This is a genomic window from Geodermatophilus sp. SYSU D00700, assembly GCF_054050255.1.
This window is the reverse complement of record NZ_JBJGZA010000002.1, coordinates 218,280-237,043: the sequence shown is the minus strand read 5'-3', so window position 1 is coordinate 237,043 and position 18,764 is coordinate 218,280. Positions and strand designations below refer to the sequence as shown.

The following is an 18,764-nucleotide window of genomic DNA, read 5'->3' as shown; positions in this document are numbered from 1 at the left end:
TCAGCGCTCGACGGCGTCCAGGAAGGCCTGCAGGGTCCGCAGGAACACCTCGGGCTGCTCGGAGTGGACCCAGTGACCGGCGTGCTTGACCTTCACCAGCCGGGTGTGCGGGAAGAGCTCCTCCATGCGCCCGCGGTCCCCGGGGAGCACGTAGTGGCTCTTCGCGCCCGCGATCCACAGCACCGGACCGTCGAACGTGGCGCCCGGCGGCGGGTCGGGGAAGCCGCGCAGCTCGCCGAGGTCGCGCTCGAGGGTCTCCAGGTTCAGCCGCCACCGCCAGCGAGCCGAGCCGACCCCCTCGCGGGCCAGGCTCTGCAGCAGGAACGACCGCACCATCGTGCTCGGCACCGCCTCGCGCAGCGCCCGGTCGGCGTCCTCGCGGGTGCGCAGCGCACCGAGGTCCACCGCCCGCATCGCGGCGATGAACGCGCCGAACGGGGACGCCTCCTCGTCGGGATCGTCGGTCCGGCCGCCGGAGACCGGGTACTCCACGGGCGCGACGTCGACGACGACCAGCGCGCGCAGCAGCTCCGGTCGGCGCAGCGCCAGCTGCATCGCCACCTTGCCGCCCATCGAGTGCCCGACCAGCGTCACCGGCTCACCGAACGACGCCAGCTCCGCGGCGACCAGCTCGGCCATGTCCACGTAGTCGACCCGGTCGGTCCACGGCGAGTGCCCGTGGTTGGGCAGGTCCAGCAGCGTCACCCGGTGACCGTCGGCCAGCCCCTTCGCCGCCGTCGTCCAGTTCTTGCCCTGGCCGAACAGGCCGTGCACGAAGACGACCCGCGGTCCGGACTCCCCGACGGTGCGCGCCGCCAACCCCTCGTCAGACTGCGGCCCCATCCGGCGATTCCACCAGATGCCCGGCGTCCGGCGACCTACCGTGCCCGGGACGACGGGGGAGGTCCCACGATGCCCGGACGGCGCCGCGCCGCCACCACGACCAAGCGCCGGACGACCGAGCGGCGGACGCCGGCCCGCCGGCCGGCGGTGCCCGACCTGCCCACCGCGGGCCCGGGCGAGCGGGTGTGGGTGCTCGCCGTCCCGTTCCGGGCGCCCGCGCCGGGCGCCGCCTGGCACGCCGGGCTGCAGGCGCACGTGTGGGTCGGCGCGGACCTGCCCGCGGCGCTGGCGCCCTACGACCCGCCGCCGTACACGTTCGAGCGCTTCCTCGAGGACGAGCTCAACGCGACGCCGCGACCGCTGCCCGGAGCCCGTCCCCTGGTGCCGCGCGAGGAGCAGTGCACCGGCGCCGAGGCCGTCGTCGCCTCGGCCGCGGCCGGGCACCGGGTGTTCCTGCTCGGCGACGACCCCGGCGTCGGCAAGACCGGTACCGCGGTCATGGCCGCCCGCGAGATCTGCGAGCTGCGCGGCGGCGAGCGGGTGCTCGTCGTCGCCGACCGCCCGGCCGCGATCACCATCCCGCACTGGACCCGCTCGATCGCCGGCTTCGGCGACGGCGGGCTGCGCTGGTGCGTGACCACCTGGGACCGGCTGGCGAAGGTGTCGACGCTGCGGTTCGACGTCGTCATCGCCGACGAGGCGCACATGGTCCGGCACACGACGACGCAGCGGTGGAAGCACTGGAAGGCGGTCTCGGGCGGCGCCCGCGCCACCGACGTCCCCTTCGTCATCGCCGCCACCGCCACCCCCGCGCACACGCCGCTGGAGCTGCCCTACCTGGCGCCGCAGTTCGCCCAGGTCCACGGTGAGCCGCTCCGCGCGTGGGCGGACCTGCCGGCGAAGCTCGCCGAGCACGGGTTCCACGTGGAACGCGGCCGGTACGGCTGGGCCTGGACCGAGGACGCCGAGCGGCGGCGCACCGACCTCGCCCGGCTGCAGGGCTGGCTCACCGACGCCGACCCGCCGGCCACGCTGCACCGCCCGGCGCCGTGGGGACCGGTGTCGGTGACCGGGACGCCGGTGGCGCTGACCCCGGCCGAGCGGTGCGCCTACGAGTCGGAGTGGCAGGAGTTCCGGGCCGAGATGCAGCTGGCGCGGCGGGCCCGGCAGAGCGCGCGCGGGCGGGCGGCGCTGCTGCGGTTCCGGCAGAAGGCGGGGCTGATCCGCGCGCAGGCCACGGTCGACTGGGTGCGGGCGCAGGTGGAGGCCGAGCGGCAGGTGGCGGTGTCGGTGGAGTTCGTCGAGACGGCCGCCGACCCCATCCGCGAGGCGCTGCTCGACGCCGGGATCCCGGTGGCGGGCATCTACGGCCGGGACCGGTTCGACGTCGAGGCCGAGCGGCTGCGGTTCCAGACCGGCGCCGCGCCGGTGTGCGTGCTCACCGTGACCGCGTCGATCAGCCTGCACGCCGGCGAGCTGCTGCCCGCCGGGACGACGGCGTCGGCCACGCCGCGGGTCGGCCTGTTCCACCAGCCCCGCTTCTCCGGCATCCAGGCCCGCCAGGTCACCGGCCGCACCCACCGCGACGGGCAGGTCTCCCCGTGGCGGGTGGCCTTCGCCGAGGGCACCGTCGAGGAGCAGGTGGCGCGGGTCATGGTCGAGCGGCTGGCGGTCAGCGGGTCGACGGCGGGCGCGGACACGTCGTCGCTGCAGGAGATCGCCGAGCTGCTCGACGCCGACTGGCTGCCGCCGGCCGCGCTCACCGACGCCGGCTGAGCCCGGGCACCCGACCGAGCGGGTGCGCCGGCGCCGCAGTCCCCGGCCTGGAGCGTGGCTCGGGCGCACACGCTCGGGCCCCACGCGGCGGCGGCGCCGTCCGGTTGCCGCGCGGACGTCCCGGTCGCAGGGTGATCACCAGATCGTCCGAACCGGCCGGCTGACCGACGGCTGGGGGGAGCTGGACCGGACTCCGTCCCACGAGGAGCCCGTCGATGTTCGCCGGACAGCCCACCCCCTGGCAGCAGCGCCACGCAGCCGCCCGCGCCCGCGAAGAGCAGGCGAACGCCGCCTGGGTGCAGCGCCGCTTCGGCGGGTCCGTGTGGCGCACCGTCGTCCGGGAGCTGCCGTGGCTGCTGCTGCTGGCGCTGATCGGTCTGCTCACGCTGGGCTGGCAGGCCGCCGTCGTCAACGTCGCGGTGCTCCTGGCCGTCGTGCTCGGCTTCCGCGTCTGGGCGCGGCGTCGCTACGGCGTCGGCGGGAACCGGGCCGCCGAGGCGCCGTAGCGGCCCACGGGCGCGCCGGGCGGCGCCGACCGTCGTCAGCGGGTGTGCGGCCCGTGCCCGTCGGCGCTGCCGTCGCCGTCGGCGGAGGTCACCGGGATGCGGCTGACGCCGTCCCCGGTCCGACCGTCCGCGCCGGCCGCACCCGCGAGGCGGCGCAGCAGCGCGCCGACGTCGAGGCCGGTCAGGTCGCCGGACAGCTGCAACCCCTGGGCCACGTTGCTCGCCACCGACCGGCTCAGCGCGCTCGCGCCGTCGGCGGAGATGACCGTCATCCGGTCCACGGCCGACAGCGGGGCCGACGCCGCGCCGACGACGTCGGGCAGCACCTTCACCAGCAGGTCGAGGATGGCCGCCTCGCCGTACCGCTCGAAGGCCTCGGCGCGGGCGTCCATCGCGGTCGCCTCCGCCTGGCCGCGGGCGAGGATCGCGGCGGCCTCGGCGGCGCCCTCCCGCTCGACGGCGTCGGCGACGGCCTGCCGGCGCGACTTCTCGGCCTCACCGCGCTTGGCGCCCTCGACCGCCTCGGCCTCGGCGAGCGCCGACCGGCGCGCCCGCTCGCCCTCACCGGAGAGCCGGGCCTGCTCGGCCGCGGCCTGGGCCTTGGCGATCGTCGCCTGCCGGTCGGCGTCGGCGGCGAGGATCGCGGCGTTCTTGCGGGCCTCGGCCTCCTGCTCGACCTTGTAGCGCTGGGCGTCGGCGGGTCGGCGGACCTGGGTGTCGAGCTGCCGCTCGGTCAGGGCGGCGGTGCGAACGGCGACCTTCTCCTGCTCGCTGAGGATCGCCTGGTCCTGCGCGGCCTGGGCCAGCGGCCCGGCCGCGGCGGCCTTCGCCTTGGCCGCGTCGGTCTCGGCGCTGATCTCGGCCTGCCGCAGGGCCAGCTGCCGCTGCGCGACCGCGATCGCCTCGTCGGCGAGCAGCTGCTCCTGCTGCGCCGCCTGCCGGGCGCGGGCCTCGGCGATGGACGCCTCCTTGAGCACCCGCGCCGCCTCGGGACGGCCGAGGTCGGCGAGGTAGGTGCCCTCGGCCTGGATGTCCTGCAGCTGGAAGGTGTCGAGCACCAGGCCCTGGCCGGTCAGCGAGGACTCGGCCTCCTCGGCGACGGCGGAGGCGAAGGCCGCGCGGTCGCGGATGATCTCCTCGATCGTCAGCCGGCCCACGATCGAGCGCAGCGCACCGGCGAGCACCTCCGAGGTGAAGGTGTCGATGCCCTGCTGCTGGTTGAGGAACCGCTGCGCGGCCGCCCGGATGGCGCCCTCGGTGCCGCCGACCTTGACGATCGCCACGCCCTCCAGGTCGCACTTGACGCCCTGCTTGGAGACCGCGCCCCGGATGCCCACCGGGATCCGCCGGCTGGACAGGTCCATGGTGTGCAGCTTCTGCACGACCGGGAGGACGAAGACGCTGGCGCCCATGACCACCTTCTGGCCGGAGCTGTCCCGCGAGACGACGCCGGCCGGGTCGGTGACCTGCCGGCCCTGCCGGCCGGTGACGATGAAGGCCTGGTTGGGCCCGGCCACCTTGATCCGGCTGAGCACGAACAGCACGAGCACGATGACGAGGACGACGATGCCGCCCACGGCGAGCAACAGGGTCATGCGGGGTCTCCGAGGTCGGGGAGGGGGTCGGGGGCGGTCGACACGACGTGGACGGCGGTCTCGCTGAGCGCCTCGACGACGTAGACGGGGGTGCCGACCGGCAGCGGGGCGTCGCTGCGGGCGGCGTACTTCAGGCCCTGGCCGGCCAGCGTGAGCCGGACCTCGCCGAACCCGCCGGCCGGGACCGGGGACACGACGACGCCCTGCGCGCCGGCCAGGTGGTCGCGGGTCAGCGTCTCGGTGGTGGGCATGTCGCGGAGCGCGCGCGAGAGGCGCAGCGCGCCCCACGCCAGCGGGACGGCGGCGACCAGGCCCACCAGCAGCGCGACGAGCACCGTGACCGGCGTCGAGAGGTCCGCGGGCACCAGGGCCGTGGCCGCGGCGCCGCCGAAGCCCACGCCGCCGAGCAGCGCGGCGACCACCTCCAGCGACACCGGACCGTCGGCGTCCGCGGCCCCCAGGTGGGCGATCTCCCCGACGACCAGGGAGAACACGAGCAGGGCGACGCCGAGCCCGCCCACGACGAGGAACGCGGTGGCGACGGCGCTCACGGTCCTCCTGTCCGGTCGGGCTGGCGGGAGCTGCAGCCTCACAGCCACCGGCGCGGTGATCAACCGGTTCGGGTACGGCGCCGTGCCGGTTCACCCGGACGGTGCCCGCCGCGGGTCGGGCGTCGGCGCCGGGGCGGGTCGGCTGGCCGCGGCTGGCCTGCGCGCGTGGTCGCGGTCGCCGTCGTGGGTGTCGTCCTGCTCGCCGCGCTCACGACTGCCCGTGCGGCAGCACCCACCGGCGGATCGAGGACCCCCAGGGCCGGCTCGACGACGTCTTCACCTACGGCGCCCTGCGCGTGCACCCCCACGTGTTCCGGTCGCCGCTGTCCCGCAGGCGCGAGGTCGTCGGGTACCAGGTGCGCCAGACACCGCCCGGGGCCGAGGTCGCCGTCCACACCACCGGACCGCTGGACGGCGACGCCCTCGCCGCGGCCGTCGCCGGCGAGCTGGCCCGGCTCGGCGTCCCCGACCCGGAGGTGGGCGTCACCGCCGTCGAGCGGATCCCGCGGCCGCCGTCGGGCAAGCTGCGGCGTTTCGTGCCGCTCCCGGCCGCCTGACCCGTCCCGTCGTCCCGGCGTCGGAGAATGGGGGCGTGCGGCGGGAGGCGAGTGTGCTGCACCTCGACCTCGACGCGTTCTTCGCCGCCGTCGAGCAGCGCGACAAGCCCTCGCTGCGCGGGCGGCCGGTGGTCGTCGGGGGCACCGGCGGGCGGGGCGTGGTCGCCACGGCGTCCTACGAGGCGCGCGCCTACGGGGCCCGCTCGGCGATGTCGACGGCGGAGGCGCGGCGCCGCTGCCCGCCCGGGACGGCGTTCCTCGGCGGCCGGTTCGGCGCCTACCGGCGGACCTCCGACGTCGTCATGGGCCTGCTGCGCGAGCTGTCGCCGCTGGTGGAGCAGGTGTCGATCGACGAGGCCTACGTCGACCTCGCCGCCGGCCCCGGCCACGACCCGTCCGTCGCCGGCGTCACGGCGCTGGCCCGCGACCTCAAGGCGCGCATCGCCGCGGCCACCGGCGGGGTCACCGGCTCGGTCGGCATCGGCAGCTCCAAGCTCATGGCCAAGATCGCCTCCGACCTGGACAAGCCCGACGGCCTCGTCGTCGTCCCGCCCGGCCGCGAGCTCGACGTGCTGCACCCACTGCCGGTGACCCGGCTGGGCGGCGTGGGCCCGGCGACGGCGGAGCGGCTGCGCCAGGTCGGCGTCGGCACGGTGGCGCAGCTGGCGGCCAAGTCGCTGCCCGACCTCGTGGCGCTGGCCGGCCGGGCGCACGGCACCGGGCTGTACCAGCTGGCGCGCGCCGAGGACGACCGGCCGGTGGTGGCCGAGCGGGAGGCCAAGTCGGTCTCGCAGGAGGAGACCTTCGAGCGCGACCTCACCGACCTGGCCCAGCTCAACCGGCTGGTCGACGCGATGGCCGCCCGCGTCGGTGGGCGGCTGCGGGCCTCGGCGCTGTCGGGGCGGACGGTGACGGTCAAGCTGCGCCGCTACGACTTCACCACCACGACCCGCTCGCAGACGCTGCCCCAGCCCACCGACGACGCCCGGCAGGTCGCCGCGATCGCCCGGCGGCTGCTCGCCGAGGCCGGCACCGGCGGCGGCCTGCGGCTGCTCGGCGTCGGGGTGTCCGGTCTGTCGCAGTACGCGCAGGGCGAGCTGTTCGCCGACGGCGCGGGGACGGAGGAGCCCGAGGACGCCGCCGAGTCGGGCCCGGCAGCACCCGAGCCGCCGGCCGACCGGCGCTGGTGGCCGGGGCAGGACGTCGTGCACGACGAGCTCGGCGCGGGCTGGGTGTGGGGACGCGGGCTGGGCCGGGTGACCGTGCGGTTCGAGGGGCCGCTCACCCCGCCGGGCCCGGTGCGGACGCTGGCCGCCGACGACCCCGCGCTGCACCCGGGCGACCCGCCGGACTGGCGGGCACCGACGATGGAGCCGTGACGGAGAACGCCTGGGTGCGGATGACCGCGGCCGATCCTGGCCACTCGGCGGCGTACGTGCAGCGGTTCCGGGACCTGGCCGCGGGCGGGATGGACCTCGTCGGCGAGGCCCGGCTGGTGGACGCGATGCTGCCTCGCGGCTCGCGGGTGCTCGACGCCGGCTGCGGCCCGGGCCGCGTCGGCGGGCACCTGGCGTCGGTGGGCCACACGGTGGTCGGGGTCGACGTCGACCCGGTGCTCATCGCCGCGGCCGAGGAGGACCACCCGGGGCCGCTCTGGCTGGTGGGCGACCTCGCCGAGCTCGACCTGCCCGACCGGTTCGACGCGATCGTCTGCGCGGGCAACGTGGTGACCTTCCTGGCGCCGTCGACCCGGGGCGAGGTGCTGCGCCGGTTCCGCGGGCACCTGGCCGAGGGCGGGCGGGCCGTCGTCGGGTTCGGCGCCGGGCGCGACTACGACTTCGCCGTCTTCCTCGCCGACGCCCGCGCCGCGGGGCTGGAGCCCGACCTGCTGCTGTCGAGCTGGCACCTGCACCCGTTCACCGCCGAGTCGGACTTCCTGGTCGCGGTGCTGCGCCCCGGGTGACGGGCAGGTCTTCTGTCAGCGAGCGCCGAGCGCGAGGGTCAGCTCGAGGACCGTCTGCGGGTCGTCGAGGCGCTTGCCGTAGAGGTCGCGCAGCTGCCCCATCCGGTAGCGCACCGTCTGCGGGTGCACGTAGAGCTCGGCGGCCACCTGCTCGCGCCGGCCGTGGTGCAGCAGCCACGAGCGCAGGGTCTCGAGCAGCTTCTCCCGCGGGCCGGGGCCCAGGCCGTCCAGTGGGGCGAGCACCTGGGCGCGCAGGTCGGCCAGCGCCTCGGCGTCGGCGCGCAGCACGAGGTCGGCCAGCCGCAGCTCGGTGTCCACCGCCCCGTCGCCGTCGGGCAGCAGCTCCAGCTGCACCGCCCGCAGCGCCCGCGTGTAGGACGACCGCGCGTCCTGCCAGGGCCGCGGCGGCCCGACGACGGCGCCGCGACCGCTCAGCGAGGTCAGCAGCCCGGCCCGCGCGAAGCCCTCGGCGTCGGGCACGAGCAGCACGGCCCGCTCGGTCGACGGCTCGGCGCCGGGCAGGTCCTCGCCGGCCTGCAGGGTCCGCGCGTCCAGGTTCGCCATGGCATCGCGCGCGCCCGCCTCGGGCAGCAGGACGGCGGTCAGCGTCCGCGGCGGGGTCCAGTCCGCCCGCTCCGCCGCGGCGAGCAGCTCGTAGGGCGGCGCGCCGGCGACCAGCAGGCCGGCCAGCCGCTCGAGGTTCCGCCGCCGCTCGCGGCCGCTGGCGGCCAGGTGGTCGGCGTGGCCCGATGCGCTGGCGGCCGAGAGCCGGTCGATGTAGGCGAACACCAGCCCGGCGAAGCGGGCCAGCGACGCCGCGGGCATGCCCGCCGCCACCGCCGTCTCGCTCAGGTGCCGCCAGGCCACCCGGGCACCCACCCGGTAGGCGGCCAGCAGCGCGTCCATCGACCGTCCGGTGCGCGCCTCGCCGCGGCCCAGGGAGTAGGCGCCCTCGATCGCGGGGTCGATGGGCCGGCTGGCGTCCGCGCCGCCGGCCGACGTCGCCAGCTCCAGGAAGCCGGCGAGGGCGAGCTGGACGGCGTTCTCGATCTTGCGTCCCATGGGCCCGCGGAACGCCTCGGCGTAGCTGGGCACCTCGACGACGATCGCCGCGACCGTGCGCTCGGCCACCGCCGGCACCTCGGCGACCATCGCCGCCGCGATCTCCGGCGCGAACGTGCCCTGGTCGGGTGTCACCCGTGACCTCCTCGTGATCTCGGTTGTTCGCACGGAACAGTATCCGGCGCCACGTTCACGTCCAGAGCACAGGTAGTTAGACGTTCGGCAGGGAACTGTGGAGGTATGACCGCGACCGTTCCGCGCCCCTCCCCGGCCCGGCCGGGCCTGCGGGCGCTGCGCGACCGCGCGCTCCGCCTCGCCGAGCTCGTGACCACGCCGCTCCTGCCCGCCGACTACCTCGACCTGGTCGACCCGCTGCGGTCCGGCGCCGCCCTGCGAGGGCGCATCGAGGCGGTCCTCCCCGAGACCCGCGACGCCGCCACCGTCGTCATCCGCCCCGGCGCCGACTGGCGGCCGCACCGCCCCGGCCAGTACGTCCGCATCGGCATCGACGTCGACGGCGTCCGCATGTGGCGCGCGTACTCGATCACCTCCGACCTCGGCCGCGCCGACGGCTGCTTCACCGTCACGGTCAAGGCCATCCCCGGCGGCCGGGTGAGCAACCACCTCGTGCGCCGCGCGCGGCCGGGCACGATCGTCCAGCTCGACCAGGCCACCGGCGAGTTCTGCCTGCCCGAGCAGCACCCGGCCAAGGCGCTGTTCGTCACCGCCGGTTCCGGCATCACCCCCGTCATGGGCATCCTGCGCAACCACCCCGAGCTCACCGACGTCGTCCTGGTGCACTCCGCGCCCACCGCCGACGACGTCGTCTTCGGCGCCGAGCTGCGCGACATGGCCGCGGCCGGCCGCATCCGGCTGGTCGAGCAGCACACCGACACCGCCGGGATGCTCGACGCCGCCGCGGTCGCCGCCCTCGTCCCCGACCTCGCCGAGCGCTCCACCTGGGCCTGCGGCCCGGTCGGGATGCTGGAGGCGCTCGAGGAGCACTGGGCCGCCGCCGGCCTCGCCGACCGCCTGTACACCGAGCGGTTCCGCCCGAAGGTGCTGGTCACCGGTGAGGGCGGCACGGTGACCTTCACCAGGAACGGCACCTCGCTCGAGGCCGACGGTGCCACCCCGATCCTCGACGCCGCCGAGGAGGCCGGCGTCCTCATGCCCAGCGGCTGCCGCATGGGCATCTGCTACGGCTGCGTGCTCCCGCTCCGCGAGGGCGCCGTCCGCGACCTGCGCACCGGCGAGGTCACCACCGCCGCCCCCGGCGACGGCGTCCTCGTCCAGACCTGCGTCAGCGCCGCCGCCGGCGCCTGCGACCTCGACCACTGACCGTCTCGACCCCCAGGAGCACCGCATGACCGTTCTGCAGAAGAAGGCCGACAACCCGATCGAGCACCTCACCCCCGAGGACATCGAGCTCATCGGCAAGGAGCTCGACGAGATCCGCCAGGGCGTGATCGACAGCCGCGGCGAGTCCGACGCGCGCTACATCCGCAAGGTCATCGACGTCCACCGCAAGATCGAGCTCGGCAGCCGCGCCGTGCTCCTGGCCTCGGGCTTCCCGCCTGCCTGGATCGCCGGGACGATCGGCCTGTCGATCGCCAAGATCCTCGAGAACATGGAGATCGGGCACAACATCCTCCACGGCCAGTGGGACTGGATGCGCGACCCGAAGATCCACTCCACGACGTGGGAGTGGGACATGGCCAGCCCGGCCGAGCAGTGGAAGCACTCGCACAACGAGCTGCACCACACGTACACGAACGTCGTCGGCAAGGACAACGACCTCGGCTACGGCATCATGCGCGTCGACGAGGACCAGCCCTGGACGCCGATGTACCTCGGCCAGCCGCTGTGGAGCTTCGTCAACGCGTGCTTCTTCGAGTACGGCATCGCGGCCTACGACCTCGAGCTCGGCGCGGTCATCGCCAAGAAGCAGACCGGCGACCCCGAGTTCCGCGCGCGGGCGAAGCAGGTGTTGGTCAAGATCGGCCGCCAGGTGCGCAAGGACTACCTGGTCCACCCGCTGCTGTCGGGCCCGAACTTCCTGGCCACGCTGGCCGCGAACTTCACCGCCAACACCGTGCGCAACCTGTGGACCAACTCCGTCATCCTGTGCGGCCACTTCCCCGAGGGCGTCGAGACCTTCGAGAAGAAGTCGATCGACGGCGAGACCCGCGGCGAGTGGTACCTGCGCCAGATGCTCGGCTCGGCCAACATCTCCGGCTCGAAGGCCATGCACGTCATGACCGGCAACCTGTCGCACCAGATCGAGCACCACCTGTTCCCCGACCTGCCGAGCAACCGGTACGCCGAGATCGCGCCGAAGATCCGCGACCTGTTCGACCGGTACGGCCTGAACTACCACACCGCGCCGCTGCCGAAGCAGGTCGGCTCGGCCTGGCACAAGATCATCCGGCTGTCGCTGCCCAACGGCTGGCTGCAGAACACGACGGCCCGCAACCTGCCCTCGCAGCTGGTCAAGCTGTGGAAGATGACCACCGGCAAGCCCAAGGTCCGCCGCCGGCTGCTCCGCGAGCAGGCCGCCCTGGCCGCCGCCTGAGCGGACCGACCGCCGAGGAGGGGGTCCCGGCCGTCGAGGCGTCGCTGGAGGCGCTGGTCGCCGCCGTGGGCACCGCGGAGGCCGCCGGGCACACCGTCCAGACGGTGGTCGTCGACAGCTCCGGCCGCCACGAGGTCGCCGCCTTCCTGCGCCTGGTCGAGGGCGCCGAGGTCGTGCGGGCGCCGGCCGCGCCACCGCCCTGCTGCTGGGACTCGACCGGGCCGACGGCGACGTCGTCTGGGCCGGCGGTACCGAGGGGTGTGCCGTCCCGACGGCGGTCACCGCCCTCGCCGAGGCCGCCGCCCGCGACGGCGGGGTCGCCGTCGCCGCACCCGGTGACCCGGCGCCGCACGTCGCCGCGCCCACCGGCCTGCTCCGGGAGCGGTGGGGCGGCCCGGAGGACGCCGAGGGGACCGACCCGGTGCCGGACCTCGTGCGCCGCGCGGTGGCCGACGGCGTGCCGGTCACCGGGTGCGCGGGCGCCGGCAGCCTCCGCGAGCGGGTGCGCCGGCCCTTCGGCGGCAGCCCCGTCGTCGTCGCCGGTCCGGGCACCTACGCCGGCCAGCGGACGCTGGTGCAGACCTTCACGCCGCTGGACCGGGTGGAGCTCGGCGGCTACTGCTCGATCGCCGACGACGTCCGCATCGTGCTGCCCGGCGGCCGGGTGTACGACGCGGCGGGGGAGCAGGTCCCGCTCGACCAGCGCGGCCTGCACCGTCCCGAGACCGCCTCCACCTTCCCGATCGGGATCCTCGTGCCCGACGAGCCCTACGAGGAGCCCCCGGCCGGCGTCACGGGCGAGCGTCTCGTGGTCGGCGATGACGTCTGGATCGGCTACGGCGCCACGCTGCTCGGCGACGTCACCGTGGGCACCGGCTCGATCGTGGGGGCCGGGCGCTGGTCAACGCCGACGTCCCGCCCTACTCCGTCGTCGGCGGGGTGCCCGCCCGGGTCATCCGCCGGCGCTTCCCCGACGACGTCGTCGACCGCCTCCTGCGGGTCGCCTGGTGGGACTGGCCGCAGGTGGCGGTGCAGGGCGCGCACCGCTGGTTCGGCCGCCCGGTCGCCGAGTTCCTCGACCACTTCGACCCCGGCTCGCTGGCCCCGTCGCAGGCCTGAGCGCCGCCCTGGCCTGGACGCACGAGGGGCCCGGGACGACGGATCGCGTCCCGGGCCCCTCTGCCGTCAGCGGCCGGTCAGGGCCGCAGCGCCGGCTGCGGGAAGTTCAGCCCGAGCAGCACCGATGGGTCCTCGACCGGCACCTCCCACACGGTGCCACCCCCGTCGGGGTCGACGACCTCGCCCCGGCCGAGGAAGGCGGCCACCTGCGCCTGCCCCTGCGGCGCCGACGGATGCGGCAGCACCAGCAGGAACGAGTGCGGGTTGGGCAGCGGCGGCGTCGCCCGGTCGTTGCGGTAGACGCTGGTCCGCGACCACAGGTCCCCGGCGTCGACGATCGTGTACGACGTCGGGTTGGGCACCGTCTGGTCCCCGAACGCCACCTGCACCAGCACCCGCTCCGGCTCGATGAGCGGGGCGAAGGTCTCCGGGCTGCCCGGGCGGGACAGCCAGGTCGACCGGGCCAGGTACTCCTGGATCTCCACCGCACCGGGCACGGTCACCGTGACCGGGCCCTCGCCGCGCAGCGGCATCTCCTCCTGGAAGAAGTTGCGGGTCGGGTCGGTGCTGTTGAGCAGCCCGGCCGCCTGCAGCGCCAGAGTGGTGAGCCCGCGGAAGGACGGCGAGAGCCGGGCGATCTCGGTGACCGGACCACCGGGCACGTTGAGCACCGAGCGGGTGACCGCCGGGTCGACACCGGTCAGCATCGTGCCGTAGATGCCGCCGAAGCTCTGGCCGAAGTAGGTCACGTCCTCGCCGGAGAGGTCCGGCGTCCCGTCGCCGTCGACGTCGGTGCCGCCCAGCGAGCGGATCAGCGTCATGTTGTCGGCGACGGTCTGCCGCAGCGCGTCGCGGGAGGACTGGGCCGCGGCCGCGCCGGTGGCCGAGGACCCCTCGGTGGACTCGATGGCACCGTTGCGGTCCTGGTCGATCCCGCGGCCGTACGCGTCGAACGTCCTCGTCGTGCCGCCGCTGGTCACGACCCAGTCGCTCTCGGGCCCGTAGCCGTGGCCGACCACGTTGGTGCCGATGGTGGCGATGCCGTTCTTCGCGTTCTCCACGGCCGCGAGGAAGACGGCGTTGGTCGAGCTGGTGAACCCGTGGCCGAACACCGCGACCGGCCAGCCGCCGGGCGGCGGGGTGCCCGGCGGCAGGACGGCGACGAAGGGCAGCTGCTCGGCCCCGACCGGGCGGGGACCGGCGTCCCCGGTCGGCGTCTGCGGGATCGTGACCTCGGGCGTGAGCCAGGACGGCGCCTGGAACGAGCCGAAGACGACGGTGCCGCCGAGGGCGGCCGTGGGGACCGGCGTGGGCGTCGGCGCGGGGTCGGTCGTGCCGCGGTCGGTGGCCCAGGCGACCGTGGTCCCCCGTGCCGGGAAGGCGCCCTGCACCTGCAGGGACGGGTCGTCGATCCCCGCGGCGGCGAACGCGCTGCCGTCGGCGATCTGCCGCTGGAGGTCGAGCAGGCCGTCGGTGGCGCTCATCGTCGTGAACGTCTCGTGCGTGGCCTTGTTGTCCGGACCGCCCTGGACGCGCAGCCGGTAGGTCGTCGACGGCGCCAGCTGCTCGGCCGGGTGGGCGTAGAGCGTGTTGGTCGCCGGGTCCCACACCACGCGGTCGACGCCGATGCGGGTGTCGGTGCCGGCCGGCTGCAGGGTGATGCGCGCGGCGGTCGCGGCCGGGTCCACCGGCCCGCTGAACCGCACGGCGATCCGCGGGTCGAGGTCGAACCCGTCGAGCCGGTTGAGCTGCTGCACCAGACCGCAGGCGATCGGGGCGCCGCACCCCTCCGCCGGCAGCGCGACCCGGCGTCCGGTGAGCTGCGCGGGGTCGCGGACGGTGAGGGAGTCGGAGGGGAAGACCGAGAGCGGCTCGGGCTTGTCCGGGGCGGCCAGGGCCGGGGTGGCCGTGACCGACAGGGCGGCCGTCAGGGTCAGTGCACCGAGGAGCGACGAGGTCGCCCGGTGCCAGCGTCGTTGCTGCACAGGCATCTCCAGGTGGGAGGGGAGGACGCCTCTTCCTAGTCGACGGAGACTCGGATCACAATCTCGCAGCCGTTCAGTCACACGAGGTGATGGCCGTCGGCCCGTCCCGCGCGTCCCGGCGGTGATCCACGTGGAACACGGCGCGGCGCCGGAATGCAGCGGGCGGCGCCGGGGACCAGCGGCCCGCCGGCCGGACACAGCAGGGCCGGGGACCGAGGCGGTCCCGGGCCCTGCTGTGTCGTGTGCGGGGCGGTCAGTTCGCCATGTCGACGAAGCGGCTGTAGTGCCCCTGGAACGCCACGGTGACGTTCGCCGTCGGGCCGTTGCGGTGCTTGACCAGCATGATGTCGGCCTCGCCGGCCCGCGGGCTCTCCTTCTCGTACATGTCCTCGCGGTGGATCATCATGACCATGTCGGCGTCCTGCTCGATGCTGTTGTGGACGGCGATCCCCTCGGCCACGAAGTTGTGGCCGCCCAGCACCGTGGCGTCGTAGACCTCCTCCTCGACACCCTGCTCGATGGAGACGATCTCGTCCCAGAGCAGGTCGTTGACCGCCTGGATCTCGAGCTCCGCGTCGTCGAGGACGGCCGCGATCCGCCCCAGGCGCTCCCGGCTGGGGGCGTGCTTCCACATGGCGCTGCCGCAGAACGCCGAGTCCATGGCGGCGGCGAAGGCGCGGTGGCTCATCCCCTTCTCCTCCAGGACCGCGCGCACGCGCTCCCAGACCTGCACCGGCACCGTGTCGACGTTGGGGTTGCCGGACAGCTCCCGGACGATGCCCAGCAGGCGCTCAGCGGCGACGCCGCGGGCTCCGTGGACGCCGATCTCCCCGAGGAAGCGCCGCTGGTCGTCGCAGCCGCTGATGTCCAGCGTCCAGCCGTCCCGGTAGCCGGCCTTGCGGACCCGGCGGATCCGGCTGGAGATGCCGAAGCGCAGGAGCAGGCGGGAGACGTCGTCGACGAGCCGGCGGCTGGTCGAGGCGTAGTACACGCGCCCGCCTCGGCCGTTCCTGTTCACCGTGACGGAACCGTCGGTCGCCCACAGGTGCCGCAGGAACGCGGCGATCTGCTTCTTCGGCAGCGAGAAGACCGGCTCGGGCAGGAACTTCTCGTGGCTGCGCAGGCCGAACAGGCCCAGCTCGTCCAGCCACTCGGCGATCGGGTTGCGCCGGCCGTGGGTGAGCGGGAAGGGGGACCGCAGCCGCAGCGTGGTGCAGCGGGCGGCGGCGTAGTCGTCCCGCACTGCCACGACGCCGAAGTGCAGCGCCGCCGTGGTGACCGCCCGCAGGTTCTCCTCGTCGATCGAGGCGTACCGGAGGGGCTGGCGCCGGACGAAGCTGCCGTCGCCGATGAGGTGGGCGAGCAGGACGACCTTCTCGTCCTCCCACACCGTCATCCGGTCGGGCGCGGGCACGTGCCGAGGGACGGCGATGCGGTCGCCCGGCGCGAGCTCACCGAGCGGGCGGAACCCGTCGTAGGTCAGGAAGGGGTGGTTGGCCGTGGCCCGCACCGTCTTGCCCGACGAGGTGGTGAGCTGCAGCACCGGCTTGCGACCGGTGGAGAACACGTGGGTGAGGTGCCGGCGGACGTAGCGGAGGTTGTCGTCGAGAGCCCACACCGGGACGTCGGTGGCACCGCTCGCGAAGAGCTCGCCCATCGTCGTCTCGGCGCCCGTGTCGGCCCGGAGGATCCGGGTCTCCGCGGGGAGGCACCCCGACTCGCGGAGGTCGGAGAGCATCGGCTTCTTGTCCTGGCGCTGCTCGGAACCGCGGTTGAGCTGCGACATCGCGATGACCGGGACCTCGAGCTCCTTCGCCAGCAGCTTGAGGGCACGGGAGAACTCCGACACCTCCTGCTGACGGCTCTCGACGCGCTTTCCCGACGTCATGAGCTGGAGGTAGTCGATGACGACGAGCTTGAGGTCGTTGCGCTGCTTGAGGCGCCGCGCCTTGGCCCGGATCTCCATCATCGTCATGTTCGGCGAGTCGTCGATGTAGAGCGGCGCGTCGGCCACCTCGCCCATGCGGCGGGCCAGCTTCGACCAGTCCTCGTCGGACAGCGTGCCGGCCCGCATGTGGTGCAGCGGCACCTTCGCCTCGGCCGAGAGCAGACGCATGGTGATCTCGTGCTTGCTCATCTCGAGCGAGAAGATGCAGGTGGCCAAGTGGTGCTTCACCGCCGCCGACCGGGCGATGTCGAGCCCGAGGGTCGAGTTGTGCGTCGGGATGAAGCTGCGGCCGGCGAGGAACAGCGAGTCGGCGGCGTCGACCTGGATGCACCGCACCGGCACACTGGCCACCGGCCGCACGTCGGTGACGAAACGGACGCCGCGGGCGGTGTAGGTGCGCGCACCGCGCTCCTTGTGCAGCAGCTTCTTGCGCTCGAGGCGGAACACCTCGTCGTCGGTGCTGAAGGTCAGCGTGTAGCAGGTGGACGACGCCTCGGTGCGACCGCGCACCCGCTTGGTGCTCAGCTTCACCCGGTGCCCGAGACCGGCGATCAGTTCGCGGGTGTCCTCGGCGAGCCGTCGGTCGGTGACGGCGAACTGCACCGCACCGCTCGGCGTGACGGTGCCGTCGGTGTCCAGCAGGCCCGCGAGCAGCGCGCGCCGCTGGGCCACCGACGCGCGGAGGTAGGCCGCCGGGATCTGTTTGCCGCCGAGCACGCCCAGGCCGCGCAGGAGGCCCTTCACGGTGCCGTGGTCGTCCCGGCAGGGCTGGCACTGCGCCATCCCGCTCGACGGGCCACCGCAGTCGGGGCAGGTGGCCTGACGTCCCACCCCGCCGCTGGCCCGCAGGGCGCCGCCGCAGGCCTTGCCGCACGTCTGCACCTGCGAGGTCCTCGGCACGAACGGCTCGCCGCACATCGGGCACGGCCGCTCGGCCGGCGCGGGACGGGCGGGCAGGCGGAGCGAGTAGCGCCGGTCGACCCCCGTGGGCGTGACGACCAGGCCCTCTGCCTCGATGTAGGCGGCGATCTCCGGGTCCGCGCTCGTGTACTGGGCGGCGGCGGAGGTGCCGTCGCCCAGCCAGACGCCGAGCGCGTACGGCGGGAGCGGCAGGTCGGCGGCGGGGAGGTCCAGCGGGGCGGCGTTCGCCACGGCGTGGTTGAGGCGCCGGTGGGCCGTGGCGCAGCGGAGAGTGCGCGCCAGCTCCTCCGTCGTGCGGACCCGGGCCTCGCCGCGCTCGCCGAGCCGCCGGGCGGCGCGGTCGGTGGTGACCCACTGGTGCTGGGCGTCGGCGACGACCACCGACCCGTCGGAGAAGTGCACCTCGTAGCAGGGCCGACCGGTCATGACGTCGGTGGCGGCCACGACCGTCGTCGGCCGCCCGTCGGCGCCCAGCACCCGGTCGCCGACGCAGACCTCACCCATCGTGGTCCAGCCGGTGGGGGTGGCGATGGGGGTGTCCAGGGCCAGCGCCTTACCCACACCCGGACGGGCGGCGATGACGACCATCTGGCCCGCCTGGAGACCGTTCGTCAGCTCGTCCAGGTCACGGATGCCGGTGGGGACTCCACGGGCGGTGCCGCCGCGGGAGGCGATGGCGTCGAGCTCGTCCATCGTCGGCTGCAGGATGTCCTCGAGGCGCGAGTAGTCCTCGCTCATGCGCTTCTCGGTGACGTCGTAGATCTCCTGCTGCGCGCGGTCGACGATGTCGTCGACGTCGCCGCGCCCGCCGGCCGCGCCGTAGCCCAGCTGCACCACCCGGGTGCCGGCCTCGACGAGCCGCCGCAGCACCGCCTGCTCGGCCACGATGGCGGCGTAGTAGCCCGCGTTGGCCGCGGTTGGCGTGGAGGCGATGAGCGTGTGCAGGTAGACCGCGCCGCCCATCTTCGACAGCTGGTCGGTGCGGTTGAGCTCCGCGGCGACGGTGATGGCGTCGGCCGGCTCGCCCCGCCCGTACAGGTCGAGGATGCAGTCGAAGATCACCTGGTGCGCCGGCCGGTAGAAGTCGTTGCCGTGCAGCACCTCGACGACGTCGGCGATCGCGTCCTTGCTCATCAGCATGCCGCCGAGGACGGACTGCTCGGCCGCGACGTCCTGCGGGGGCTGCCGGTCGTACTCCGGCGCCGTCGCCTGCGGCCGGCTGAACTCGTCGGCCACCGCCACCTGGGTACCTCCCTCTGCTCATGGGCACGCGCGGCAAGCCCCGGCCGACCGACCGGGGCCCGGTGGGGGAAGCACCAGGACGCGCGATGCCCGCACTCGAACGCGCGTTCGAGCCCTGTGC

Annotated in this window: 14 protein-coding genes and 1 pseudogene; 9 read left to right on the top strand and 6 right to left on the bottom strand. The window is 74.8% G+C overall.

From position 1 onward, the window contains the following. Positions 1-843 carry an alpha/beta fold hydrolase gene (locus ACI79V_RS02815; protein WP_456886626.1) on the bottom strand — a complete coding sequence of 281 codons (843 nt, stop codon included), beginning with the start codon at positions 841-843 and terminating at the stop codon, positions 1-3. Between the two features lie 69 nt (positions 844-912). Here ACI79V_RS02815 and ACI79V_RS02810 point away from each other — a divergent pair, with 69 nt between their 5' ends. After that, complete coding sequence (locus ACI79V_RS02810) at positions 913-2,619, top strand: helicase (RefSeq protein WP_456886624.1); 1,707 nt, start codon at positions 913-915, stop codon at positions 2,617-2,619. A gap of 215 nt (positions 2,620-2,834) precedes the next feature. Next, positions 2,835-3,125, top strand: a complete 291-nt coding sequence (locus tag ACI79V_RS02805) for a hypothetical protein (RefSeq protein ID WP_456886622.1) — start codon at positions 2,835-2,837, stop codon at positions 3,123-3,125. A gap of 35 nt (positions 3,126-3,160) precedes the next feature. Here the strand turns inward: ACI79V_RS02805 and ACI79V_RS02800 are convergent, their stop codons facing one another. Continuing rightward, positions 3,161-4,720 (bottom strand): flotillin family protein, encoded by a 1,560-nt coding sequence (locus ACI79V_RS02800; RefSeq protein WP_456886620.1) that lies wholly within the window; start codon positions 4,718-4,720, stop codon positions 3,161-3,163. After that, a complete protein-coding gene (locus ACI79V_RS02795) occupies positions 4,717-5,271 on the bottom strand; it encodes a hypothetical protein (protein WP_456886618.1) in 555 nt (184 codons plus the stop codon). The genes ACI79V_RS02800 and ACI79V_RS02795 overlap by 4 nt, the downstream gene beginning before the upstream one ends. 101 nt (positions 5,272-5,372) lie before the next feature. On the opposite strand from ACI79V_RS02795, the gene ACI79V_RS02790 reads away from it, so the two are divergent. The 3 genes from ACI79V_RS02790 to ACI79V_RS02780 are packed head-to-tail and all read left to right on the top strand — an operon-like array spanning position 5,373 to position 7,791. Then, a complete protein-coding gene (locus ACI79V_RS02790; protein ID WP_456886616.1) occupies positions 5,373-5,828 on the top strand; it encodes a hypothetical protein in 456 nt (151 codons plus the stop codon). A 35-nt stretch (positions 5,829-5,863) separates the two neighbouring features. Further along, on the top strand, positions 5,864-7,207 hold the full coding sequence (locus ACI79V_RS02785; RefSeq protein WP_456886614.1) for a DNA polymerase IV: 1,344 nt from the start codon (positions 5,864-5,866) through the stop codon (positions 7,205-7,207). Then, a complete protein-coding gene (locus tag ACI79V_RS02780; protein WP_456886612.1) occupies positions 7,204-7,791 on the top strand; it encodes a class I SAM-dependent methyltransferase in 588 nt (195 codons plus the stop codon). The genes ACI79V_RS02785 and ACI79V_RS02780 overlap by 4 nt, the downstream gene beginning before the upstream one ends. A 15-nt stretch (positions 7,792-7,806) precedes the next feature. On the opposite strand, the gene ACI79V_RS02775 is transcribed toward ACI79V_RS02780, so the two are convergent. After that, positions 7,807-8,988: a PucR family transcriptional regulator gene (locus ACI79V_RS02775; RefSeq protein ID WP_456886611.1), complete on the bottom strand. Its 1,182-nt coding sequence runs from the start codon at positions 8,986-8,988 to the stop codon at positions 7,807-7,809. A gap of 105 nt (positions 8,989-9,093) precedes the next feature. On the opposite strand from ACI79V_RS02775, the gene ACI79V_RS02770 reads away from it, so the two are divergent. The 4 genes and pseudogenes from ACI79V_RS02770 (at position 9,094) to ACI79V_RS02755 (ending at position 12,547) form a co-directional block, all read left to right on the top strand. Then, the gene (locus ACI79V_RS02770) at positions 9,094-10,194 is read left to right on the top strand and encodes a ferredoxin reductase (protein WP_456886610.1); all 1,101 of its coding nucleotides are present in this window, start codon (positions 9,094-9,096) and stop codon (positions 10,192-10,194) included. A 25-nt stretch (positions 10,195-10,219) separates the two neighbouring features. Continuing rightward, positions 10,220-11,428 (top strand): fatty acid desaturase family protein, encoded by a 1,209-nt coding sequence (locus ACI79V_RS02765; RefSeq protein WP_456886608.1) that lies wholly within the window; start codon positions 10,220-10,222, stop codon positions 11,426-11,428. 421 nt (positions 11,429-11,849) lie between these two features. After that, positions 11,850-12,311 (top strand): annotated as a pseudogene (locus ACI79V_RS02760) (hypothetical protein); the annotation flags it as partial. Between the two features lie 56 nt (positions 12,312-12,367). After that, positions 12,368-12,547 (top strand): hypothetical protein, encoded by a 180-nt coding sequence (locus ACI79V_RS02755; RefSeq protein ID WP_456886607.1) that lies wholly within the window; start codon positions 12,368-12,370, stop codon positions 12,545-12,547. 77 nt (positions 12,548-12,624) lie between these two features. Here the strand turns inward: ACI79V_RS02755 and ACI79V_RS02750 are convergent, their stop codons facing one another. Continuing rightward, positions 12,625-14,532 (bottom strand): Ig-like domain-containing protein, encoded by a 1,908-nt coding sequence (locus tag ACI79V_RS02750; RefSeq protein WP_456886605.1) that lies wholly within the window; start codon positions 14,530-14,532, stop codon positions 12,625-12,627. 253 nt (positions 14,533-14,785) lie between these two features. After that, the gene (locus ACI79V_RS02745) at positions 14,786-18,643 is read right to left on the bottom strand and encodes a replicative DNA helicase (RefSeq protein ID WP_456886603.1); all 3,858 of its coding nucleotides are present in this window, start codon (positions 18,641-18,643) and stop codon (positions 14,786-14,788) included. Positions 18,644-18,764 lie beyond the last annotated feature (121 nt).

Excerpts from the sequence above, each read along its gene's own strand:
- ACI79V_RS02800 (WP_456886620.1), bottom strand. The coding sequence starts at position 4,720 with ATGACCCTGTTGCTCGCCGTGGGCGGCATCGTCGTCCTCGTCATCGTG.
- ACI79V_RS02770 (WP_456886610.1), top strand. The coding sequence starts at position 9,094 with ATGACCGCGACCGTTCCGCGCCCCTCCCCGGCCCGGCCGGGCCTGCGG.
- ACI79V_RS02765 (WP_456886608.1), top strand. The coding sequence starts at position 10,220 with ATGACCGTTCTGCAGAAGAAGGCCGACAACCCGATCGAGCACCTCACC.
- ACI79V_RS02805 (WP_456886622.1), top strand. The coding sequence starts at position 2,835 with ATGTTCGCCGGACAGCCCACCCCCTGGCAGCAGCGCCACGCAGCCGCC.
- ACI79V_RS02815 (WP_456886626.1), bottom strand. The coding sequence starts at position 843 with ATGGGGCCGCAGTCTGACGAGGGGTTGGCGGCGCGCACCGTCGGGGAG.
- ACI79V_RS02810 (WP_456886624.1), top strand. The coding sequence starts at position 913 with ATGCCCGGACGGCGCCGCGCCGCCACCACGACCAAGCGCCGGACGACC.